Origin of the sequence: Actinoplanes sp. NPDC049265, assembly GCF_043197135.1 — a bacterium.
In the GTDB taxonomy this organism is placed as follows: domain Bacteria; phylum Actinomycetota; class Actinomycetes; order Mycobacteriales; family Micromonosporaceae; genus Actinoplanes.
In genome coordinates this window covers 181127-204866 of sequence record NZ_JBICSP010000001.1, presented here as the reverse complement: position 1 = coordinate 204866, position 23740 = coordinate 181127, and the positions used below count along the sequence as shown (strand labels likewise).

Genomic DNA, 23740 nt, shown 5'->3' with positions numbered 1-23740 from the left:
GGAGAACGTCAGTCGGCGTCCGCCCCGACCTTCGCGGACGGCGGAACCGTCACCTTAGCGGACGCGGTGATCTTTCCGGGGGCGGGCGCGGCCTCCGGCTGCTCCTTCTCGGCGGCCGGCTTTTCCACCGGGACGGTGGCCGTGGCGGAGACCGGCTTTTCCACCGGAACCGCCGCGGTGGCGGTGGCGGTCGCCGGGGCCGGGATGGGCTCGCCGTCCGCGGCGCCGGCACCGCCGTAGGCGGAGTCATCGGGCGAGGCGGCGGCGGCCAGCACCGCGGCGGCGGCCAGCTCGGCCACCCGCTTCGCCTCCTTTTGCACCTGGCGGCGGACATCGGCGGCGTGCCGCTCGGCCGCCTCACCGGCGCGCTTCGCCTCGGCGACCCGCTTGAGCTCGGCCTCCAGCTGCTTCTGGACCTCGCTGAGGCGCTGCTGGACCCGGTCGGTCTCGCGCTCGGCGGCGGTGGACCGCTCGGTGGCCGCCGTGGCCTTCGCCTCGGCCTCGGCCACCTTGGCCTGGGCGACGGTCAGGTCCTCGGCCGCCTGGGCCAGCTGGGTCTGCTGCGCCTCGATGTCCTTGCGGACCTTGGTGGCCTGCTCGTCGGACTTGCGGAGCACGTCCTCGGCGTACTTGTCGGCCTCGCTGCGCAGGTCGGCGCACTGCTTCTCGACGCCGGTCCGTAGTTGGCTGAGCTCGGCCACCACGCCCTGCCGGCGCTGCACCAGCTCGTGCTCGACGGCGGCCTTGGCCTCGCCCCGCTCTCGTTCGGCGGCGGTGCGCTGTGCGGCGATGTCCTGTGCGGCCTTGTCCCGGAGCGCCTTGACCTCCTGGTCGGCCTGCAGCCGGGTGGATTTGGCGTACCCGTCGGCCTCGCTGCGTAGCCGCTGCGCCTCGGCCGTCGCCTTCTCGTTGAACTGCTGGGCCTCGGCCCGGGCCCGGGTCAGTGTGGACTCGGCCTCGGCGCGCATCTGTTCGGCCTGCTGCCGGGTGCTCGCCACCGCTTTTTCGGCGGCGGCGCGCCGGGCGGCGTCCGACTTCTCTTCCTCGGCGCGGCGGGCGGCCAGCGCGATCTCGAAGTCGCGAATGCCGTCGTGCGCGTGTGCCTCGGCCTCGGCCCGGATCCGCTCGGCCTCGGCCAGGCGGGCGGCGATGTCGTCGGTTGCCGACTGCTTGATGTCGGCCGCCACCTCTTCGGCGGTGGCCAGGATCTGCTCGACCTTGGGACCCAGGTGCCGGAACGACACCTCGGCACCGACGCCGGTGTTGCGGCGGGCCTGGGTGAGCTCCTGCTGGAGTCGGTCGACCTGGGTGGCCATCGCCTGGATCTGCTGGTAGGCCTGCTCGCGCTCGGTCGAGAGCGCCGAGATCTCGCTTTCGGCCCGCGTTACGTAGCGCTCGACCTGCTTCTTCTCGTAACCCCGCAGGGCGGTCTCGAAGCTGGGCTCGGTGGCCGCGTCCCCGCCGAGACCGAAGATTTCACCGCCGTGCGACATGCTGTCCATCCTCACATACGCATCGTCCGCTGATGTGCCGATACACACCGGCTTGGACGGAAGGTGCGTCTGGTTGTGATTTTGTCAGGTGCACCCGGCACACAAACGATCGGGCCGCACCGGAGGCTTCTCCGGTACGGCCCGCATCGAGTCATGCCACTGAACTACCGTCGCGCACTGGCGCGAGCTGTGCAACTGCTGAATGCCGTCAGCGACGTCTCAGGAGTTTGTCTTGGCGGCCACCGGCTTGTCGCCGGCGTCCTCCTTCTCCCCGTTACGCTGGGCCGGAGCGGCCTCGGACTTCTCGGCCGGCTTGGTGGCGTTTTCCACCGCGGCCTTGGCCGCGGCGCCCACCGAGGGAACCAGGCCGGACAGGCCGGACAGCATCTGGCCGAGCTGGTTGGTGACCGCGTCCTTCTGACGGGTGAGGTCCTCGACCTCGCGCCGGGCCGCCTGGGTGGTCAGCTCGGCCTCGGTGCGGGCCTCGCTGAGCAGCCGGTTGGCCTCGGCCCGGGCCTCGGTGACGGTCTTGTCGGAGAGGGCCCGCGCCTTCTCGACGGTCTCGTTGGCGTTGCGGTCGGCCTCGACCCGGCGCTGCTCGGCGCGCTGCGAGATCTCCTTGGACCGGTCCTCGGCCGCCCGGGCCCGCTCCTCGGCCTCGGCCACCATCTTTTGCGTGGCGCTGACCTGGGCGGCGTGCCGCTCGGCCTCCTCGCGCTCGGCCTTCTCGCGCCGCTCGGCGATCTCCAAGGCCAGGGCCTGCAGGTCCTTGTCGCGCTTGTCGCGGGCGTCGGAGAGCATCTTGGTCGCCTCGGCGCGCTTTTCCTCGGCCTCGCGACCGGCCTTGGCCCGCTGCTGGGTGATCTCTCGCTCGGCGGTGGCCCGCAGCGCGTTGACCTCGCGCTCGACGGTCGACTTGAGCTCGGCGACCTCGTGGGCGGTGACCGTACGTAGCTGCTTGGTCTCGCGGTCGGCGTCGGACCGCAGGGTGTCCGCTTCGCGCCGGGCCTGCACCCGGGTCTCGGCCGACTCGCGCTCGGCGTGGGTGCGGACCTGACCGGCCTCGCGCTCGGCGGTCGCCTTCATCGCGGCGGCCTCGGCGCGGGCCTTGTCGGTGATCTCGCGGGCCTCCAGGCGGGCCGCGGAGAGAATGCCCTCAGACTCCCGCTTCGCCTCGTTCCGGTGGTCGTTGGCCTGTTCCTCGGCCAGCCGCAGGATCTGCTCGACCCGGGTGCCCAGCCCGGAGAGCGTCGGTCTGTTGTTCTCCTCCAGCTGTTTGTTGCTGTCGGCGAGTTTCTGCTCGAGTGCGTTGAGGCGTTGCTCGGCCTGGCGCAGGCGGCGCTGCGCGTCGTTCATCCGCTGCTCGGCCTCGGCGCGGGCCTGCTCGGACTGGTTCAGCGCGGCGACCAGCCGGCCGAGGTGCGCATCGACCTGACCACGGTCGTATCCACGCAGGACAACCGTGAAGTCGTGCTGTGAATTAGCTGTCTCGAAGAACGCGAGATTCTGGTCCTGCTGCTGGGGCATTGCGCCATCCTTGCGAACCACTCTGGGGCATGCAAGGGGGAGGGGCCCTAAGAATCAGCCCCCTAAGATCAGGTTCTTCCGCCTGTCGAGGGGGGTCGTCGACCGTTCGGTGGGTGGGGCCCGGCCGCTCGTTCCCGCGCTCACCTGCTGTGTCACGGTTTGACCAGGGATGATCCCATGGGTACGGCCGACCGCGTGAACGATCCTGCCAGGCTCGGAGGGCGCTGTGGGACCGGTTCACCCGGGCGGCGTACAAATCAGGCAGGTTGCACCAATTCCACCAGCACACCCCCAGCGTCCTTGGGGTGCACGAAGTTGATCAGTGAGCCCCCGGTGCCGCGCCGCGGCTCGTCGTAGAGCAGCCGCAGGCCCCGCGCCCGCAGGGCGTCGCTGCTGGCCCGCACGTCGCGGACGGTGTAGGCCAGCTGCTGGAGGCCGGGGCCGCTGCGACCGAGGAACTTGGCGATCGCCGAGTCGGGCCGGGCCGGTGCCAGCAACTGCAGGCGAGGCGCGCCGGGATCGTCGCCGACGGCCAGCATTGCCTCGCGTACCCCTTGCTCCTCATTGACCTCCTCGTGGACACACCGCATCCCGAAGGTCTCGGCGTAGAACGTCACAGCCTCGGACAGGTCGGGCACCGCGACGCCGACGTGGTCGATGCGCAACAATCCGACAAGGGGAAGGTTCGCCATACCGGATAGTGTGGCACCCTAACCATCGTTCAGTCGGCGGAGGCTCCGTGAGCACCTCGGTAATCGTCAGCGGCGCGCGTACACCCATGGGTCGTCTTCTCGGCCACCTCAAGAACCTGCCCGCCACCGCGCTCGGCGGCCATGCCATCGCGGCCGCGCTCGAGCGTGGCGGCGTGCGGCCCGACCAGGTGCAGTACGTCATCATGGGTCAGGTGCTGCAGGCCGGCGCCGGGCAGATCACCGCACGTCAGGCGGCCGTGGCGGCGGGCATCCCGATGACCGTCCCGGCCCTGACCGTCAACAAGGTCTGTCTCTCCGGGCTCGACGCGATCGCGCTGGCCGACCAGCTGATCCGGGCCGGCGAGTTCGACATCGTGGTGGCCGGTGGCATGGAGTCGATGACCAGCGCCCCGCACCTGCTGATGAACCACCGCCAGGGCAGCAAGTTCGGTGACGTGCTGGTCCGCGACCACATGGCGGTCGACGGCCTGATGGACCCGTGGGACGGCATCGCGATGGGCGAGGGCACCGAGCGCAGCGGCGCCGGGCTGGGCATCAGCCGGGCCGAGCAGGACGCCTTCGCCGCGCTCAGCCACCAGCGCGCGGCCGCGGCCCAGCGCGAGGGCCGGCTGGCCGAGGAGATCGCCCCGATCAAGGCCGGCCTGCGCGACACCGACAAGCTGATCGACACCGACGAGGGGGTACGCCCCGACGCCACCCCCGAGACCCTGGGCAAGCTGCGCCCCGCCTTCGCCAAGGACGGCACCATCACCGCCGGCACCGCCTCCCCGATCTCCGACGGCGCCGCCGCGGTCGTGGTGATGAGCCGGGCCAAGGCCGAGGAGCTGGGCCTGACCTGGCTGGCCGAGATCAAGGCGCACGGCAACGTGGCCGGTCCCGACTCGTCGCTGCAGTCCCAGCCGGCCAACGCGATCCGGCACGCCCTGGGCAAGGCCGGGCTGACCGTCGCCGACCTCGACCTGATCGAGATGAACGAGGCCTTCGCGCAGGTCGTCATCCAGTCCATGCGCGAGCTCAAGGTCGACGAGGACCGGGTCAACGTGAACGGCGGTGCGATCGCCCTGGGGCACCCGATCGGGATGTCGGGGGCCCGGCTGGTGCTGACGCTGGCGTACGAGTTGCGCCGGCGCGGCGGCGGCGTGGGCGCGGCCGCGCTCTGTGGTGGCGGCGGCCAGGGCGACGCGCTGATAATTTCCGTTCCGTGACCCGTTCCGTCGCTTCCCTCGTCGCCCGGGCCCGTGCGGGTGACGCGCGGTCGGTGGCCCGCCTGATCAGCCTGGTCGAGGACGGGTCGCCGGCGTTGGGTGAGGTGGCGGCGGCGTTCGCTCCGTTCGCGGGCCAGGCCCAGGTCGTCGGCCTCACCGGCGCGCCCGGCGTGGGCAAGTCGACGACCACCAACGAGCTGGTCCGGGCGTTGCGCGCGGCCGGGAGGCGGGTCGGGGTGCTGGCCGTCGACCCGGCCAGCCCGTTCAGCGGCGGCGCGATCCTCGGCGACCGGATCCGCATGCAGGAGCACGCCGGCGACCCGGGCGTCTACATCCGCTCGATGTCCACCCGGGGCCAGCTCGGCGGGCTCGCCGCGGCCACGCCCCAGGCGGTGCGCGTGCTCGAGGGCGCCGGATGCGACGTCATCCTGGTCGAGACCGTCGGCGTCGGGCAGGCCGAGGTCGAGATCGCCCAGCTCGCCGACACCACGCTGGTGCTGCTGGCGCCGGGCATGGGCGACGCGATCCAGGCGGTCAAGGCCGGCATCCTGGAGATCGCCGACGTCTTCGTGATCAACAAGGCCGACCGGCCCGGCGCCGACCACACCTACCGCGACATCCAGGGCATGCTGGCGCTGGGCGAGCGCGCTCCGGGCGAGTGGCGGCCGCAGGTGGTGCGGGCGGTGGCGGTTCGGCGCGAGGGCATCGACGAGGTCGTGGCCGCGATCGACAAGCACCGCCACTGGCTCACCGACTCGGGCGCGCTGCGGACCGGGCGCGAGCAGCGGGCCGCGGTCGAGGTCGAGGCGATCGCGCTGGGCACGCTGCGTGCGCGGATGGGCTCACTGCGCGACGGTACGCCCCTGAGCGCGCTGGCGGCCCGGGTGGCTCGGGGTGAGCTGGACCCGTACGCGGCCGCCGAAGAGCTACTGAAAACGCTGTAGCGTCTCCTCGATCATTGCCCGGTCCCAGGTCAGCCTGCCCGCGTCGAGGTCGTCGGCCACGCCCCGCAGCCAGCCGACCTCGGCCCGCAGCATGGCCGCCCGGTATTCGTCCTCGATCAGGAAGAGCCGGGGCAGCCCCGGTGGCGCCTGCTCCTCGATCGCGGCCAGCCTCGCCGCCTGCGCCGACGCCCGCTCGGCGAGTAGGTCACGCGCCTGTGCCGGGGCGAGGATGGACAGGAAGGCCAGCGCCACCGGAAACTCGGGGAACTCCCGGGCCGGCGCCGGCAGCCGCCCGGTCACCCAGCGGTGCAGTTCGTCCCGCCCGGCGTCGGTGATCTCGTAGGTGGTGCGCTCCGGGCGCCCGCCGTCCCGCGCGGTGCCGGCCGGCCGGGCCAGGCCGTCCCTGACCAGGCGGTCCAGGGCCTGGTAGACGCTGTTGCGCTGGGCCACGTTGACCAGCTGGTCCTGCCCGCGCTCCTTGATCATCTGCTGCATCCGGTATGGGTGCATCGAGTCCTCGAGGAGCAGGGCGAGCAGCACGATCGCCAGCGGCGAGTGTTTCCCCACCCGGCCAGCCTAGGGGTTCTTTCGGGGTTGCCGGATCTTAGTCATAAGTTGCATAGTCAACGCATGACTAAAGCGATTGTGGCCGGAGGCGGCATCGCGGGGACGGCCACGGCTCTCGCGCTGCATCGCATCGGATGGGACGTCTCGCTGTTCGAGGCCCGGGGCGAGGACGCCGACGAACGGGGCGCGTTCCTCACTGTCGCGGTGAACGGCATCGCGGCCCTGCGTACCCTCGGCATCAACCCGGACGTGGCACTGGCCGGCGGCTATCCCACCCCCACGTGCGTGCTCCGGAACGGAGCCGGACGTGAACTGGCCCGGGCGCCGCTCGGCGGCCCCACCGACGACGGCCTGGTCACCACCACGATCCGGCGGGCCGACCTCTACCTGGCACTGCGCACGGCCGTGCGCGACGCGGGCATCCCGATCCACTACGGCCGCCGGGTCACCGGGGTCACGCACGACGCCGACCTGCTGGTCGGGGCGGACGGGATCAACTCGCAGGTACGTCGCGAGCTCGACGACGCCCGGCCCCGGTACCTCGGGCTGCTCAACGCCGGCGGCTTCACCTCGGAGCCGGTCGCCGCCGACGTCGACCCCACGCCCGGCCTGATGCACATGACCTTCGGGCGGCGGTGCTTCTTCGGCTGGAGCGTGGCACCGGACGGCTCGGTGTGGTGGTTCGCCAATCCGCCGTCGCGTACGCCCCACCATGGATCCTCCGACGGCTGGCGCGAGCATCTGATCGATCTGCTGTCGGTGGACGAGGGCCCGGCGGCGGCGATCGTCCGGGCCACACCGGACGCGCTCGGGCCGTGGAACACCTACGATCTGCCGCGGGTGCGTACCTGGCGTTCGGACAACGTGGTGCTGGTCGGCGACGCCGCTCACGCCGCGTCACCGTCTTCGGGTCAGGGTGCGTCCATGGCCTTCGAGGACGCGGTCGTGCTAGGGGAGGCGCTGGCGTCCTCGGCCTCGGTGCCGGCGGGGCTGGCGGCCTACGAGGAGATCCGCCGGCCGCGTGTGCAGAAGGTCGTTCAGGCTGGTCGGCGCAATGGTAGCGGCAAGGCGGCCGGGCCGGTGGGCGCCGCTGTCCGAGACTTCATGATGCCGCCGATGATGCGCCTGCTCTATCGCAACGGGCACCCGCAGGCCTGGATCCTCGATCACCGCGTGTAGTCATCCCACATGCCGGAACCGGTTCCGCAACTTAAGGGAAACTTAAGTCGGTCGATGGCCGCTTGACCGTCCGAGCGGGACGGGGGAACTGTTAATCAACCTTTCGGTTCCCCCGTTCCCCGCTCGAAAGGACCCCCTTCCGTGTCCCCACGCAAACTCCTCGCCGGCGCCGCGCTCAGCGTCGTCGTCGGTGCCCTCGGCGTCGTCCTGGGCACCACCGACGCGCTCGCCGCCACCTCCGGCACACTGGTCAGCTCGGCCAACGGCAAGTGCCTGGACGTCACCGACGGCTCCACCGCCAACGGCAACCAGCCCCAGATGTGGGACTGCACCAGCGGCAACGCCAACCAGAACTGGACCTTCGCCGACAACGGAACCGTGCAGGCCCGAGGCAAGTGCCTCGACGTGGCCGGCAACGCCACCACCAACGGCGCCGTCGTCCACCTGTGGGACTGCTTCGACACCGTCGCCACCCAGAAGTGGACCCTGACCGCGGGCCAGGACCTGGTCAACGTCGCCGCCAACAAGTGCCTCGACATCAAGGACAACAACCTCGCCAACGGAGCCAAATTGCAGCTCTGGGACTGCGGCGGCGGCGCCAACCAGAAGTGGACCTTCTCCGGCGGCGGCACGCTCCCGCCCAACGACCCGGCCGCCCCCGACCTCGGCCCCAACGTCACCATCTTCGACCCGTCGATGAGCTCGGCGACCATCCAGAACAAGCTCAACCAGGTCTTCGGCCAGCAGGTCGAGAACCAGTTCGGCAACCAGCGGTACGCGCTGCTGTTCAAGCCGGGCAGCTACAACGTGGACGCCAACGTCGGCTTCTTCACCCAGGTCGCCGGCCTCGGGCTCAGCCCCGACCAGACCAACATCAACGGCCACGTGCACGTCGAGGCCGACTGGTGGCACGACGGGTCGCAGAACGCCACCCAGAACTTCTGGCGCTCGGCCGAGGGCCTGTCCGTGACCCCGGCCGACGGCCAGGACCGCTGGGCCGTGTCGCAGGCGGCGCCGTACCGCCGCATGCACCTGCGCGGCCGGCTCGCGCTGTCCGACGGCGGCTGGTCGTCCGGCGGCTTCATCGCCGACACCAAGGTGGACGGGCAGATCGACAACGGGTCGCAGCAGCAGTTCCTCTTCCGCAACACCCAGATGTCCGGGTACGCGAACAGCAACTGGAACGCGGTCTTCGTCGGTGACCAGGGCGCGCCCGGCAACACGTTCCCGAACCCGAAGTACACCAGCGTGGCCCAGTCGCCGGTGATCGCCGAGAAGCCGTACCTCTACGTCGACGGGGCCGGGGCGTACCAGGTGTTCGTACCCGCGCTCCGCACCAACGCGGCCGGCACCACCTGGGCCGGCGGCAACCCGGCGGGCTCATCCCGGCCGATCTCGTCGTTCTACATCGTCAAGTCCGGTGACACCGCGGCGACGATCAACGCGGCCCTGGCCGCCGGCAAGGACCTGCTCGTCACGCCCGGCGTCTACCACCTCAACCAGACGCTCAACGTGACCCGCGCCAACACCGTGATCCTCGGCCTGGGCCTGGCCACCTTCATGCCCGACAACGGCGTCGACGCCATGCACATCGCCGACGTCGACGGGGTCCGGCTGGCCGGCGTGCTGTTCGACGCCAACACCACCAACTCGAACACGCTGCTCCAGGTCGGCCCGGCCGGCTCGGCGCAGTCGCACGCCGCCAACCCGACAGTGCTCTCCGACGTCTTCGTCCGCGTCGGCGGCGCGGTGGCCGGCAAGGCCACCATCAGCATGGAGATCAACAGCAACAACGTGATCGGCGACCACGCCTGGATCTGGCGGGCCGACCACGGCATCAACAACAGCGTCGTCGGCTGGAACGTCAACCCGGCCCGGAACGGCCTGATCGTCAACGGGAACGACGTCACCTTCTACGGACTCTTCGTCGAGCACTACCAGCAGTACCAGACCATCTGGAACGGCGACCGCGGCCGGACGTACTTCTACCAGAACGAGATGCCGTACGACCCGCCGAACCAGGCCGCGTACATGAACGGCAATACGCAGGGCTGGGCGGCGTACAAGGTGGCCGACTCGGTCACCACCCACGAGGCGTGGGGGCTGGGCAGCTACTGCTTCTTCAATGTCAACTCGTCGGTGGTCAACGCCCGGGCCTTCGAGACACCGGCCAGGTCCGGCATCCGTTTCCACAACATGATCACGGTGTCCCTGGGCGGCACCGGAACGATCTCCCATGTGATCAACAACCTCGGGGCGGCGGTCCGCGCCGGCCACACCGAGGAGCCGTTGGTCTCCGGCCCCTGACCCAAACAACGAGGCGGGCGGCAACCGTGGTTGCCGCCCGCCGGCCCGTGGCGATCGACGCGGTCCGCCTTCGCGCCGTCCAGAACGCGAACTCCGCCAGCACCAGCATGAAGGCCGCACGGTTGAGCATCGTGCAGGTTTCGGCGAGTTGGGTGCCCCCGAACTCGTGGTCATCGATGGGCCGGCATTCCGATGCGCAGCGCGGTCAACCGGTTGAGGGTGGTCCGGATCGGGGTGTCCGCGGTGCCGCGAGCGCTGAGGTAGCCGTCGGGGCGTACGAGGATCCAGTCGCCGTCGGTCGCGGCCAACGTGGCCCGGACTCGGCCGTCGGCATCCCACACGCCGCGGTCGTCCGCGGCCGGTCGTCCGCGGCTGATGGTCACCGTCTCCAGCCAGGCCGGCAGTGGCCCGGTCGGGATGAAGGTTTGGGGGTCGAGAGGCGGCTGGCCGGGCGGCGGGGCTGCCGATGCGCCGGCCTGGTCGCGGCCGAGGGTGTGCCGGTCCGCGGCGAAGACGAGCAGATGCCAGGCCGGGGTCCGCAGTAGCGCGCGTAGCGCCGTCCAGCCGGGTGACTGGGCGTCGGCGGTGGAGATCTGGGTGAGTCGCCGGCCGGGTCGTGGACCTTCGGCGGCCTCGTCGCCGGGCACGGTCAGCGCGCTGTCGGGGTAGCCGATGCCCAGACCCGACATGCTCTGGATGAGCTGGAGCATGAAGCCGTGATCGGCGTCCTGGGTGTCCTCGCCGCCGGTGTCGACCATGGCCGTGGTCATGACCTCGCTGGTGGAGGCGAGCAGGGCCTGCCCGATCGGAACGCGCTCGGCGTCGTAGGTGTCGAGCAGCTCGACGTGGGCGTGGCCGTGGATGACCATCGCCAGTTTCCACGCCAGGTTGTACGCGTCCTGGATGCCGGTATTCATGCCCTGCCCGGACGCCGGCGAATGGACGTGGGCGGCGTCGCCGGAAACGAAGCACCGCCCGACATGCATCGTGGGTACCGCCCGCTGCTGAATGGTGAATTTCGACGCCCAGGTGGGGTTGTCCACCGTGGTGTCCCGGTCCAGGGCCCTCGACAACTTGGTGCTGAACTGTTCGGCGATCTGCCCGGGCTGCTCGGGATCGCCGTCGCCGGTCGTGTCCAGCAGCCGCCACTTGTGCGGATCGGGGAACGGGAACACCATCAGCGCGCCGCCGCCGGGAAACAGCCAGTGCACGCCGTCCCGATCCAGGTCGGTGTTCACCGTCGCGTCGGCGATCAGCCAGGTGTGCGCGGCCTCCCCGGTCAGGGGAAGCCGCAGGCTCTTGCGGACGGTCGAATGTCCGCCGTCACAGCCCCAGAGATATCGCGCCCGTACGCTCTCGTGGATGTTGCCGTCGCGGCGGCGCAAGATGGCGGTGACGGCTTCGTCGTCCTGCTCGAACGACTCCAGCCCGGTGTTCCACTCCACCTCGACCCCGGCCGCGGCGGCGTGTCCGCGCAGCACGCGTTCGGTGATCACCTGATCGATGTTGAACATGTACGGGAATCGGGTCACCAGATCGCCGAACTCGTAGTCGACCCGGGCGGCGCGCCGGCCCTGATGGCGGACGAACGCGTTGATCCTCGTACCGTGCGGCGCGATGTCGCTGAGAATCCCGAGCTGATCGTAGATCTCCAGGCTGCGGGCATGCGTGCCCAATGCCCGGCTGGTCGTGGCCGGACCGGGCGCGGCATCGACCAGGCGGACCGAGACACCCGATCGGGCCAGCTGCAACGCCGCCGTGAGTCCGACCGGACCGGCCCCCGCCACGAGCACGTCGACGTCATAGTTTGTCATGGCATGCACGACCCCTCCAGTGTTAGCAATGCTGACACTGAAGGTTATCGGAGGGACGAAGGGACCGGGAGCCATGAGTGCCGGGGATTACACCGACGCGAACCTGCCATTGCTGGCACTCCTGCAGCGAGGTGTCCGGTGGTTCTCCGACCAACTGCTGCAGCGCCTCGAAGCCGAGGGCGTCGAACCCATCACACCGGCGCACGCCGGGGTGCTCGCCCACCTGGGGCACGACACACCGCTGAACATCGCCGAACTCGCCCGCCGAGCCGGCGTCACCCGTCAGACGATGCACCGTGCCGTCACGCAGCTCCTCGACGAAGGCCTGCTAATCAGCACACCCGGCCCCGGATTCCCACGCAGCACCCTCATCGCCCTGACCGAAGCGGGCCGCCGCCGGCGCGACGTCGCGTCCGGGATCCTTCGTGACCTGGAACAGGAACTCGGCGAGCAGCTGGGAGACGCCGCACTGGCGCAACTGCGCGACAACCTGACCCGAGCGTGGCGCGATGAGAACCGCTGATCCCTAGCGGCGGCCACCACTCGGGCCTCCGCGCGAACACCAGTAGGAGGCTGGGTGGCCCTTTGCTCTGAGCACAACGGCGCATCACTCTTGAGCGTTCAACGGCATCGCGCTCATCGGCAGAACGGACCCGGCGGGTGTGTCACGTCGGCGATCTGTCGCCCGTACCCCTAAGAACCCGCGTTTCTGAAAAGAAAGGACACCCAGCCGCGGTACGGGCGCCACGCCGACGCGATCGACTCCAGCTGGGCCGGCGCGGGCTCGGGACCGAGGTCGTAGAGCTCGCCCATGATCTGGTGCAGTCGCGGCGTCTCGCGGGGGAACAGGTCGACGACGCCGACGCCGCGGATCAGGATCAGTTCGGCCGAGAACGGGCCGATCCCGGGCAGCTTCTTGAGATGGGCCATCGCCTCGTCGACAGTCATCGCGCGCAGCAGATCAATATCCAGGTCGCCCGCCGCGGCCGCCTCGCCCAGGGCACGCAGGTTCTCCACCTTGCGGATGAACATGCCCGGCATCGGCGCGAGCCCGGCCAGCCGTTCGGGCGGCGGGAACGCGTACACCACCTCGCCGTCGAAGTCGACCGGATCACCCAGCTCCTCGGCGATCCGACGGCGCAGGGCCGCGCCCTGGGTGCGAGAGATGCGGTGGGTGAGCAGAGCCCAGGCCGCCGCCTCGTACGCGCTGGCGAACAGCACCGGCCTCAGTCCGGGGAACCGTCGCTGGAGGTCGCCGACCACCTCGTCGCGCTCGCCGATCGTGGGGAAGCCGCGCCCGTCGACGTCCAGCGACAGGATGCGGGCGACCTGCCCGGAAATATCAGTCTCGGACAGGCCGCCGGGGTTGGCGACAACGTGCCCGGTCAGATCGTCGGTGACCCGCACGCCGACCGTGGACCACGTGCCGTCGGCCGGGAAAGCCAGCGGCGTGCCCCGGAAGGCGGGAAACGACATCTGGAAGCGGGCCGCCTCGGCCAGCGAGAACGGACCCTGCGTCGACAGCCGGAACGTCATCCGAGAATGAAAGCACTTCAGCGTCCATCAGGAGCCGGCCGGCCTCTGACCGCGCCCGATCCATATTTGTGCTCAGAGCGCTCTGAGCACAAATACGCATCAGCGGTGCGACGGCTGATGTGACGTCCGATATGAGCTGCCCGGCGGCGCGGCCGGGTGGCTGCGCTGCGTGCGAGACTAGGGAACCATGAGCGACCCACGGAGCACTCCGTCGATCTTCACCCGCGGCGCGGTCGATCTCAGCGCGCTGCGCCCCGCTCCGGCCCGCCCCGCCGCGTCGGCCGGCCCGTCCGCAGGCCCGCCCGCCGCCGCGGCGCCCGGCACACCCTCGCCCACCCTGCCCGGCGGCGGTGCCGGCGTCATCGAGGTGACCGAGGCCAACTTCCAGACCGAGGTGCTGGAACGCTCGCTGGCCACGCCGGTCATCCTCGACTTCTGGGCCGACTGGTGCGAGCCCTGCAAACAGCTGTCGCCGGTGCTGGAAAAGCTGGCGGCGGCCGGCGGCGGCGCCTGGGTGCTCGGCAAGGTCGACGTCGACGCCAACCCGCGGCTGGCCCAGGCGCTGCGCGTGCAGGGCATCCCGATGGTCGTCGCGGTGGTCGGCGGCCAGCTCGTCGAGGGCTTCACCGGGGTGCTGCCCGAGGCCCAGGTGAAACAGTACGTCGATGCCGTCCTCAAGGCCGGCGGAGTCGCCGTGGCGCAGGCCGAGGACCCGCGCCTCGACGCCGCCGACGACGCGCTGATGACCGGCGACCTCGACGAGGCCGAGGCGGCGTACAAGAAAATCCTGGCCGAGACCCCGCAGGACCACGCCGCCGAGTCCGGCCTGGCCCAGGTCGAGCTGTACCGCCGGATCCAGGGCGTGGACGCCGCCGCGGCGATGGCCAAGGCCGCCGCCGACCCCGACGACATCGCCGCCCAGCAGCTCGCCGCCGACATCGAGGTGCTCAGCGGCCAGGCCCCCGAGGCCTACCAGCGCCTCGTCGACCTGGTCAAACGCACCAGCGGCGACGAACGCGACGAGGTCCGCAAGCATCTGCTGTCCCTGTTCACGGTGGCCGGACCGGACGACCCGGCGGTGTCCGACGCCCGCCGCGCGCTGGCCCGCGCCCTGTTCTAGAGGAAGGGAAGGGCCCCGCATGCGCCGGATCGCGATCCTCGACGCACCGTCCAATCTCGGTCTGCGCCCGCCGACCGTGACGTCGGTGCCGGGGTGCGCCAAGGCGCCCGGGGCCCTGCGCGACCACGGCCTGCTGGAACGATTGCACGCCCGCGACGCCGGCTGCCTGACCCCGCCACGATACGACCCCGGCGACTGGCGCCCCGGCGACGGCGTGTGCCACGCGGAACAGATCAACGCGTACTCCCGCCGCCTGGCCGACCGCATCGCCGGCATCCTCGACGCCGGCGAATTCCCGGTGATCCTCGGCGGGGACTGCTCCATCGTGATCGGTTCCGGTCTGGCCATGCACCGCCTGGGCTCCGACATCGGCGGCCGCATCGGCCTGGTCTTCGTCGACGGCCACTCCGACTTCCGCCACCCTGGCAACGCGTCCTACGTGGGTGCGGCCGCCGGCGAGGACCTGGCCCTGGTCACCGGCCGCGGCCAGGCCGACCTGGCCGCCATCGAGGGCCGCCGGCCCTACTTCCGCGACATCGACGTGGTCGTCATGGGCATCCGCGCCCAAGATGAGTACCGCCTCGACCTGCAGGCGGCCGGCATCGTCACCCGGCCGGTGCCCACCCTCCGCGCCGAGGGCGCCGCCCGCAGCGCCCAGTGGGCCCGCGACCAGCTGGTCGACTGCGCGGGCTATTGGGTGCACGTCGACATGGACGTACTCGATCCTGCCGTGATGCCCGCCGTCGACGCGCCGTCCCCCGGCGGTATCGCGTTCCCCGAGCTCGAGCTGCTGCTGGCCGGCCTGGTCGACACGCCCGACTGCCTCGGCGTGGAGATCACCGTCTTCGACCCCGACTACGACCACGACGGTGCGTACGCCGCCGAGATCACGTCCACGCTGGTGGCCGGTTTGTCACCGGTCCGCACGGCCGCGCCCCGCCCCGACCTGGCGGCCGCCCGCGAGGACATCGACGAGCCCCCCGCCTCCGACCCGGTAACGGAGTCCGCCGCAGCCTGGGTCGCCGCCCAAACCGCCGCCGCCCAACCTGCCGCCGTCCACCCCGCCGAGCCGCTCACCGCGCCCGATGCTTACGCCGACCTCGCCGCTGCGTCCGATCCCTACACCAAGGTCGCCGCCGCGTCCGATCCCTACCCCAAGCTCGCCGCCGTCCCGGACCCCTCCGCCGAGCCTGCCGCTGGACCGGACCCCTCCGCCGAGCCGATTGTTTCCTCCGAGCTCGAGGTTCGCCCCGAGCCTGAGTTTTCCTCCGAGCCTGAACTCTCCTCCGAGCTTGAGTTTTCCGCCGAGCCGGACACCGACGCCGGGACCGATCTCTCCACCGAGCTGTCGTTGACCGCCGAGCCCGAGCCAGAGGCGACCGCCGAGCCCGACCCGGATCCGATCGCCGACGACGCGGACCTGTCCGACGCCGACGAGGAATCCGCCCCGGCCAGCGATGATCACGATCCGACAGAGCCTTCCGGCGATCCAGAGCCGGTCGAGCCCACCGACGTAGCCGACCCGCCCGAGGCCGGCCACGTCGCCGATCCGCTTGAGCCCACTGACGTCGCCGATCCGGTCGAGCCCACTGACGTGGCCGATCCGGTCGAGCCCACTGACGTGGCCGATCCGGTCGAGCCCACTGACGTGGCCGATCCGCTTGAGCCCACTGACGTGGCCGATCCGGTCGAGCCCGCCGACGTAGCCGATCGGCCCGAGCCGACTGCCGAATCCGAGCCGTTGGCCGGATCCGAGCCCGCCGCTGAGCCAGAGTCGGAGCTCGTGACCGAACCCGACATCGTGATCGAGCCGGCCGCGGCGACCGAGCCGGCCGCCGAGGTCAACGGCGCCGGGGTGGTTGAGCCGGCCCGGCCGATCGTGCCGCGACCGCTCGGGGCGGCGCCGCTGCTCGACTCCGAGCCGCTACCGGCCACCCGCCCGGGAATGCTCCGACCCCGCCCACCGGAGGACAGCGGCTTCAGCCTGCCGGCCCAGCGCCCGGCCTTCGATCTCGGCACCGGCGAGCCCGCCGACATCACCTGACCCCCACCCGAGCGTGCCGCCCGCGCCCAGCCTCCCGCCGGAGCGCGCGTCCGCCGAGTGGTAGGCCACAGCGGAGTTGGCAGGCCAAAGCGCAAGTGGTGGGGCCAGGCGGTATCTGGGGCCCGGGCACCGCCCGGGCCTACCAGTGGCTCAGCGGCTCAGCGGTTGAGGGCGGCGAGGAAGCGGGAAGCGATCGGGACGGCGGCTTCGGCGCCGGCGCCGCCCTTGGGGACCATCACGGCGACGGCGATGTCGTCCTGCCAGCCGACGAACCAGGCGTGCGTGTCCTTCGAGCCCTCCTGGAACTCGGCCGTGCCGGTCTTCCCGTACACCGGCTTGCCCTTGATGCCCTTCAGAGCCGTCCCGGTGCCGGACGTCACCACCTCACGCATCAGCCGGCGCAGCGGCTCGACGGCGGCCTTGTCGAGTTCCGCGCCGTCCGCCGCGGGCTTGGCCGGTGCGGGGTCGAGCACCAGCTTGGGCTGCACGAACTTGCCGCGCGCGACCGCCGCCGTGGCGCCCGCCATGGCTACGGGGCTGACCGCGGTCTGGCCCTGGCCGAAACTGGCCTGGGCCAGCTCGGCGGGGCTGTCGGCCGGTGACGCCTTGCCGCTGAACGTCGGGACGCCCAGGTCCCACTGGCCGCCCAGCCCAAGTGCCGTGGCCGCCGCCTGGAGGCCGTCGGCGCCCAGCTTGGGGGCCAGGTTCACGAACGCGGTGTTGCAGGACTTGGCGAAGTCGGTGCGGAACGGGACCTTGCCGAGGACCATGTCGTGCGAGTTCTTGAAGGTCTTGCCGCCGACCTCTTTCGTCTTGGGGCAGTCGACGGTGGTGTCGGGGGTGACGGCCTTTTTCTGCAGGAGCCCGTACGCCGAGATCATCTTGAAGGTCGACCCGGGCGGCACCTGGCCGGTCAGGGCCACGTTGTCGCCGCCGCCGTCGGGGCCGTTGGACACGGCGAGCACGGTGGCGTCGCTGATCCGCATGGCGACCATGGCGCTCGGGTTCTTCTCGGCCGCGGTGGCGGCGTCGGCGGCGTTCTGCGTACGTACATCGATCGTGGTCTTGACCGGTGTGCCGGCGACCGGCCTGGTGCTGAAGACCTGGGCCGGTTCGGCGTCGCCGCTGCGCTTGATGATCACCGAGAGGCCGGAGGTGCCGCGCAGCTTGGCGTCGTAGCGTTGCTGCAGCCCGCCGTGCCCGGTCTTGTCGCCCTGGGCGAGGGCGCCCTGGCTGCTGTCGATGTCCTCGGCGGTGGCCAGGTCGACGGTGCCGATCAGGGCGCGGGCGAACATCCGGGTGGGGGCCAGGTCGCGCTGCTCCTCGGGAAAGGTGGTGCCGGGCAGCGGGCGTACGTCGTTCCTGATCTTGAGGTAGTCCTCGCGGCGCAGGGTCAGGACGTCGACGCGGCTGCCTTCCGCCGCCTTGCTGATCCGGGTCGGCAGGTCTTTGAGGTCGAGGCTGACGTCGATCTTCTTGAAGGCGGCGGTGAGCGCGGTGACCAGCTTGGGGACGTCGGTGACCCGGGCCGGGTCGAGGGCCACGGTGACGACCGGCCGCGATGTCACGAGCGGTTTGCCGGCGGCGTCGAGGATGCTGGCGCGTTCGGCCGGCACCCGGCGCAGGGCGAGCTTGTCCCCGCCGACCATGTCCTTCTGCAGGATGGCCGGTTCCCAGACGACCCGCCAGCCGTCGCTGTTGCGCTTGGTCAGCCGGACCGTGCTGGGGTACGACCAGGGCACGCCCCCGGGCAGCGTCCAGTTGACCTTGATCGGCCCGTTGGCGATGTCCCCGGTCTCTTTGGCGTCACCCGCCCGGTTGACCTGGAGGGTCTTCACCGGTAGCTCACCGGCGAGCCCGGTCAGCTCGGTGAGCACGTCGGCCGCCTTGATCGGCTGCCCGGCGGCCGTGACGAATCCCACCTTCGACAGGTCGCCGGAGCGCCACCCGGAGAGGAAGTCGTCGAGCGTGTCCCCGGCGCCGTCGGAACCACAGGCCACGGCTCCGGCGCCGAGCATCACCACGGCGAGCAGGGCGGCCGAGGCGCGCAGGACGGGTCGCATCGTGTCTCCTTCCGGATCCGACAGCCGGGGGATCCGGACAGCCAGGAACTGACGTCGTGTTTCGGGGCGCGGCTGAGAGCGAAACACGACTCAGCGAACGGTAGTCACTCCAGGCTCGCGGCGCTGTCCGGTGCTGGGTGATCTGTAGCAAATTCGTGCAACGGTTCGGCATGTTCGCGACCTCGGCGTGACCGACGCCCCGGATTCCGGTCGTAGGCACGCCGTAGGCTGTCCCCGAAGCGTTTAGCCCACAGAGCGGTGGGCTGAGGGGAGTGCCAGGCATGGCTGTCGCCGACGAGGCAGCGACCGATTCCGACCCAGAGATCGACTTCGTGCCGGGTCCTGGGCTGGCTGTGACCGGCCGGCTCGGCACATCCGAGGACAGCGAGCTCGAGGAGCCGTTGCCCAACGCCGAGCGGCTGGTGGCCGCGGCGGTGGGGCTGGCCGGCGACGATCACGTCGCGGCGGCGCTGGTCGACCGTTTCTGGCGGTTCGCGCCGGACGAGGAGCTGGTCGGCTTCACGCCGGATGAGATGCATGCTGCCGCGACGCAGCATCGTGAGCTGGCCGCGGTCCGGCGGCCGGGTGAGCTGAAGCTCGACATCAGCCCGCCGGGGCGCGAGGAGCCACGAACGGTCGTCTCGATCGTCACCGACGACATGCCGTTCCTGGTCGACTCGGTGACCGCGCTGCTCGCCGCGCATCAGCTCGAGGTGCATCTGCTGGTGCACCCGTTGATCGTGGTGCGGCGTGCGTCGCTGGGCGAGTTGTCGCAGGTGGAGGCCGAGGTCGAACCGGACGACGCGATCGACGGCGACCTGGTCGAGAGCTGGATCCGGATCGAGATCGACCCGGTCCGCGACCCGGAGGCCCGTGAGCAGCTGCACAATGAGGTGCGGCGGGTGCTCACCGACGTCCGGGACGCGGTCGAGGACTGGCCCAAGATGCGCCAGCGGGCGCTGGTGATCGCCGACGAGCTGGCCGCCGCGCGTGGCTCCGAGCGCAAGCTCCCGGTGCCCGACAAGGATGTCACCGACTCGGTCGAGCTGCTCAAATGGCTGGCCCACGACCACTTCACGTTCCTCGGCTACCGGGAATACGAGCTGGTCGACGACGTCCTGCAAACCGTCGACGGCAGCGGGCTGGGCATCCTGCGCGGGCCGGGCACGCCGCGGGCACTGTCGTCGATGACGCCGGAGGCGTACCAGAGGGCCTTGGAAAAACGCCTGCTGGTGATCACCAAGGCCAACTCGCGAGCTACCGTGCACCGCTCGTCCTACCTCGACTACATCGGCGTCAAGGTCTTCGACGAGCACGGTCAGGTGGTCGGCGAGCGCCGCTTCCTCGGCCTGTTCTCGTCCTCGGCCTACCGCACCAGCGTTCGCGAGCTGCCGGTGGTCCGCCGCAAGGTGGGCGAGGTACTGGACCGCTCCGGCCTCTCGCCGCGCGGCCACAGCGGCAAGGACCTGCTGCAGATCCTCGAGACCTACCCGCGCGACGAGCTCTTCCAGATCAAGACCGATGACCTGTACGAGGCGGTGATCGGCGTCCTGCGGATGGCCGGCCGCCGCCAGCTGCGGCTCTTCCTCCGCCGCGACGGTTACGGCCGGTTCATCTCGTGCCTGGTCTACCTGCCCCGCGACCGCTTCACCACGCAGAACCGGCTGTGCATGCAAGAGATCCTGCTGCGCGAGCTGAACGGCATCGGGGTCGACTACACCACCCGGGTGACCGAACGGATGCTCGCGCGGGTGCATTTCATCGTGCGTACCGACCCGGCCGACCCGCCCGGCCAGGTCGACCCGAACGCGCTGGCCGAGCTGCTGGCCGACGCCACCCGGATCTGGGACGACGACTTCTCCCTGGTGCTGGAACGCAAGCTGGGCGAGGAGCCGGCCAAGGATCTGTTCGCGCGGTACGCGACAGCCTTCCCGGACAGCTACAAGGACGGGCACACACCGTACGAAGCGGTGCAGGACCTGGCCAAGCTGGAACTGCTCGAGGAGCCGGGCCAGCTCGAGATGCACCTCTACCGCAAGCGGCACCCGGGCGCGAGTGGCGAGCCCGAGCCCGACGACCACGACGTGCGGTTCAAGGTCTACCGGTACGGCGAGCCGATGATGCTGTCGGCGGTGCTGCCGGTGCTGCACTCGCTCGGCGTCAAGGTGGTGGACGAGCGGCCCTACGAGGTACGCCGGCCCGACGGCACCGTCTACCTGTACGACTTCGGGCTGCAGCCGCCGACCGAGCACCGCGACCTGTCCGAGGTGCGGCCGCAGGTGGAGAACGCGTTCGCCTCCACCTGGCGCGGCGAGGCCGAGGTCGACGGCTTCAACGAGCTGGTGCTGCGGGCCGGGCTGACCTGGCGGCAGGCGGTCGTGCTCCGGGCGTACGCCAAATATCAGCGCCAGACCGGGCAGGTCTTCTCGCAGCGCTACATCGAGTCCACCTTCGTCGCCTACCCAGAGATCTCCCGGCTGCTGGTGCGGCTCTTCGAGACCCGTTTCTCGCCGGGGCTGGTGGTCGGCGAGGCCGAGCGCACCCGGCTCTCGGGCGAGCTGGCCGAGCAGATCACCACGCTGCTCGACGACGTCGACAGCCTCGACCAGGACCGCATTCTCCGCTCGTACCTCACCTTGATCCAGGCGACCCTGCGCACCAGCTTCTTCCAGCGCGGCCCCGATCAGCGACCCAAGTCCTATATCGCGTTCAAGCTCGACCCGCAGGCGATCCCGGGCCTGCCGCAGCCGCGCCCGAAGTACGAGATCTTCGTCTACTCACCCCGGTTCGAGGGTGTCCACCTGCGCTTCGGCGACGTGGCCCGGGGCGGTCTGCGCTGGTCGGACCGCCGGGAGGACTTCCGCACCGAGATCCTCGGCCTGGTCAAGGCGCAGATGGTCAAGAACGCCGTGATCGTGCCGGTGGGGGCCAAGGGCGGCTTCGTGCTCAAGCAGAAGCCGGGCGACCGGGACGAGGCGGTGGCCTGCTACCGCCGGTTCATCACCGCGCTGCTCGACGTCACCGACAACATCCAGTCCGGCAAGATCGTGCCGCCGCGTGAGGTGGTCCGGCACGACGGCGACGACCCCTACCTGGTCGTGGCGGCCGACAAGGGCACGGCCACGTTCTCCGACATCGCCAACGAGATCTCGGTCGGCAAGGACTTCTGGATGGGCGACGCGTTCGCCTCCGGCGGCTCGGCCGGCTACGACCACAAGAAGATGGGCATCACCGCGCGTGGTGCCTGGGAGTCGGTCAAGAAACACTTCCGAGACATGGGTACGAACACCCAGACCGACGACTTCACCGTGGTCGGCGTGGGTGACATGTCCGGTGACGTGTTCGGCAACGGGATGCTGCTGTCCGAGCACATCCGGCTGGTGGCCGCCTTCGACCACCGGCACATATTCCTCGATCCCGGCCCGGACGCCGCCTCCTCGTTCGCCGAGCGGCAACGGCTGTTCGACCTGCCCCGGTCGAGCTGGGCCGACTACGACACGTCGAAGATCAGCGAGGGCGGCGGCGTGTACGCGCGTACGGCCAAGTCGATCCCGATCTCGCCGCAGGTCCGGGCCGCGCTGGATCTGGGCGAGGTGACCGCGCTGAGCCCGGCCGAGCTGATGCGGGCGATCCTGCTGGCCCCGGTCGACCTGCTGTGGAACGGCGGCATCGGCACCTACGTCAAGGCGGTCGCCGAGACGCACGCCGAGGTGGGCGACAAGGCCAACGACGCGATCCGGGTCAACGGCCGCGACCTGCGGGCCAGGGTGGTCGGTGAGGGCGGCAACCTGGGTCTGACCCAGCGCGGCCGGATCGAGTACGCCCGCAACGGCGGCCGGATCTTCACCGACTTCATCGACAACACGGCCGGCGTGGACTGCTCCGACCACGAGGTGAACATCAAGATCCTGCTGGGCGGGGCGGTCGCCGACGGCGAGATGACGCTGCCCGAACGGGACGAGCTGCTGGCCGCGATGACCGACGAGGTCGCCGCGCTGGTCCTGCGGGACAACTACGAGCAGGCCACGGCACTGGGCAACGCCGCCGCGCAGGCCCACTCGCTGCTGCCGGTGCACCGCCGGATGCTCAACGAGATGGAACGCTCCGGTCACCTCAACCGCGAGCTCGAGGCGCTGCCCTCGGACGACGACCTGGCCGCGCGCTACGAGGCCGGCGACGGGCTGACCGCGCCGGAGTTCGCCGTGCTCCTGGCGTACGTCAAGATCGGTCTTGAACGTGAGGTCCTGGGCGACAGCCTGGTCGACGAGGAGTGGACCAACCAGATCCTCGCGCACTACTTCCCGACGCCGTTGCGGGAGCGGTTCGCGAGCCGCATGGCGGGGCACCGGCTGCGCCGCGAGATCATCGCCACCGTCCTGGTCAACGAGGTGGTCAACCGGGGCGGCACGTCGTTCGTGTTCCGTGCGATGGAGGAGACCGGGGCGTCCGCACCCGACGTGGTGCGCGCCTACATGGTGGTCCGCGAGGTGTACGGGCTGAACGACATCTGGCACGCGACCGAGCGGCTCGACCACGAGGTGCCGACGACCGCCCAGGTCAAGGTCTACCTGGAGTCGCGGCGGCTGCTCGACCGGGCCACCCGCTGGCTGGTCAGCAACCGGCGTTCGCCGATCGACGTGGCCGGTGAGGTCGAGCGGCTCGGGCCGGGGGTGCGTACCCTGCTCGGCGGCCTGGCCGACGTGCTCGTCGGCGACGAACGCGAGTCGCTGGACAACCATGTCGCGCTGATCGTCGACCTGGGCGTGCCCGAGGATCTGGCCGAGCGGATCGCCCGGGTGGTCTACGGCTTCGGGTTCTTCGACATTCTCGAGACGGCCAAGGGCACCGACCACGACCTGGTCGAGGTGGCCAAGGTCTACTTCGTGATCTCCGAGCGGTTCCAGATCGACGCGCTGCTGTCGCACATCTCCCGGCTGCCCCGCAACGACCGGTGGCAGACGCTGGCCCGGATGGCCCTGCGCTACGACCTGTACGCCGCGCTGGCCGGGCTGACCGCCGAGGTGCTGCAGTCGACGTCGGACGAGGCGGCGGCCGAGGACCGGGTCTCCGAGTGGGAGCACGAGAACGCGGCGTCGATCGCCCGGGCCGGCAACGCGATGGGCAACGTGGAAGACTCGCCGGCCGACCTGGCGGCGCTGTCTGTGTTGCTCCGCCAGATCCGCACGCTGGTGAAGACGTCGGCGGCGAGGTGACGCTGATCTCCTGAT

Annotated in this window: 14 protein-coding genes and 1 pseudogene; 8 read left to right on the top strand and 7 right to left on the bottom strand. The window is 70.7% G+C overall.

All coding sequences use genetic code 11. The features are described 5' to 3' along the window. Window positions 1-8 precede the first annotated feature (8 nt). The 3 genes from ACGFIO_RS00925 to mce form a co-directional block, all read right to left on the bottom strand. Window positions 9-1502: a Laminin subunit beta-1 gene (locus ACGFIO_RS00925; protein WP_392822512.1), complete on the bottom strand. Its 1494-nt coding sequence runs from the start codon at window positions 1500-1502 to the stop codon at window positions 9-11. Between the two features lie 210 nt (window positions 1503-1712). After that, window positions 1713-3020, bottom strand: coding sequence for a DivIVA domain-containing protein (locus tag ACGFIO_RS00920; RefSeq protein WP_392820318.1), 1308 nt, complete (start codon window positions 3018-3020; stop codon window positions 1713-1715). A gap of 257 nt (window positions 3021-3277) precedes the next feature. Beyond that, entirely contained in the window at window positions 3278-3712 is a 435-nt protein-coding gene (gene mce / locus ACGFIO_RS00915) for a methylmalonyl-CoA epimerase (RefSeq protein ID WP_392820316.1), read from the bottom strand. 47 nt (window positions 3713-3759) lie between these two features. On the opposite strand from mce, the gene ACGFIO_RS00910 reads away from it, so the two are divergent. Beyond that, a complete protein-coding gene (locus tag ACGFIO_RS00910; RefSeq protein WP_392820313.1) occupies window positions 3760-4938 on the top strand; it encodes an acetyl-CoA C-acetyltransferase in 1179 nt (392 codons plus the stop codon). After that, complete coding sequence (gene meaB / locus ACGFIO_RS00905) at window positions 4935-5882, top strand: methylmalonyl Co-A mutase-associated GTPase MeaB (protein WP_392820310.1); 948 nt, start codon at window positions 4935-4937, stop codon at window positions 5880-5882. Before ACGFIO_RS00910 ends, meaB begins: the two co-directional genes overlap by 4 nt. Here the strand turns inward: meaB and ACGFIO_RS00900 are convergent. Next, a complete protein-coding gene (locus ACGFIO_RS00900; protein WP_392820308.1) occupies window positions 5865-6449 on the bottom strand; it encodes a PadR family transcriptional regulator in 585 nt (194 codons plus the stop codon). The two genes, meaB and ACGFIO_RS00900, sit on opposite strands and share 18 nt — an antisense overlap. A gap of 63 nt (window positions 6450-6512) precedes the next feature. Between ACGFIO_RS00900 and ACGFIO_RS00895 the strand changes: the two genes are divergently transcribed. Next, window positions 6513-7628: an FAD-dependent oxidoreductase gene (locus tag ACGFIO_RS00895; RefSeq protein ID WP_392820305.1), complete on the top strand. Its 1116-nt coding sequence runs from the start codon at window positions 6513-6515 to the stop codon at window positions 7626-7628. A 141-nt stretch (window positions 7629-7769) separates the two neighbouring features. Further along, window positions 7770-9935, top strand: a complete 2166-nt coding sequence (locus ACGFIO_RS00890) for a ricin-type beta-trefoil lectin domain protein (RefSeq protein WP_392820303.1) — start codon at window positions 7770-7772, stop codon at window positions 9933-9935. A 170-nt stretch (window positions 9936-10105) separates the two neighbouring features. Here ACGFIO_RS00890 and ACGFIO_RS00885 read toward each other — a convergent pair whose 3' ends face one another. Then, window positions 10106-11749 carry an FAD-dependent oxidoreductase gene (locus ACGFIO_RS00885; protein WP_392820301.1) on the bottom strand — a complete coding sequence of 548 codons (1644 nt, stop codon included), beginning with the start codon at window positions 11747-11749 and terminating at the stop codon, window positions 10106-10108. Window positions 11750-11777: 28 nt separating this feature from the next. On the opposite strand from ACGFIO_RS00885, the gene ACGFIO_RS00880 reads away from it, so the two are divergent. Further along, window positions 11778-12272 (top strand): MarR family winged helix-turn-helix transcriptional regulator, encoded by a 495-nt coding sequence (locus tag ACGFIO_RS00880; protein WP_392820300.1) that lies wholly within the window; start codon window positions 11778-11780, stop codon window positions 12270-12272. Between the two features lie 170 nt (window positions 12273-12442). Here ACGFIO_RS00880 and ACGFIO_RS00875 read toward each other — a convergent pair whose 3' ends face one another. Further along, window positions 12443-13285, bottom strand: coding sequence for a DNA-3-methyladenine glycosylase family protein (locus ACGFIO_RS00875; protein ID WP_392820298.1), 843 nt, complete (start codon window positions 13283-13285; stop codon window positions 12443-12445). 187 nt (window positions 13286-13472) lie between these two features. Between ACGFIO_RS00875 and ACGFIO_RS00870 the strand changes: the two genes are divergently transcribed. Continuing rightward, window positions 13473-14405: a tetratricopeptide repeat protein gene (locus ACGFIO_RS00870; RefSeq protein WP_392820295.1), complete on the top strand. Its 933-nt coding sequence runs from the start codon at window positions 13473-13475 to the stop codon at window positions 14403-14405. 19 nt (window positions 14406-14424) lie between these two features. After that, a pseudogene (locus ACGFIO_RS00865) lies at window positions 14425-15579 on the top strand (arginase family protein); the annotation flags it as partial. Between the two features lie 1028 nt (window positions 15580-16607). Here the strand turns inward: ACGFIO_RS00865 and ACGFIO_RS00860 are convergent. Beyond that, window positions 16608-18512, bottom strand: coding sequence for a penicillin-binding transpeptidase domain-containing protein (locus tag ACGFIO_RS00860; protein WP_392820293.1), 1905 nt, complete (start codon window positions 18510-18512; stop codon window positions 16608-16610). A gap of 281 nt (window positions 18513-18793) precedes the next feature. On the opposite strand from ACGFIO_RS00860, the gene ACGFIO_RS00855 reads away from it, so the two are divergent. After that, complete coding sequence (locus ACGFIO_RS00855) at window positions 18794-23725, top strand: NAD-glutamate dehydrogenase (RefSeq protein ID WP_392820291.1); 4932 nt, start codon at window positions 18794-18796, stop codon at window positions 23723-23725. Window positions 23726-23740 lie beyond the last annotated feature (15 nt).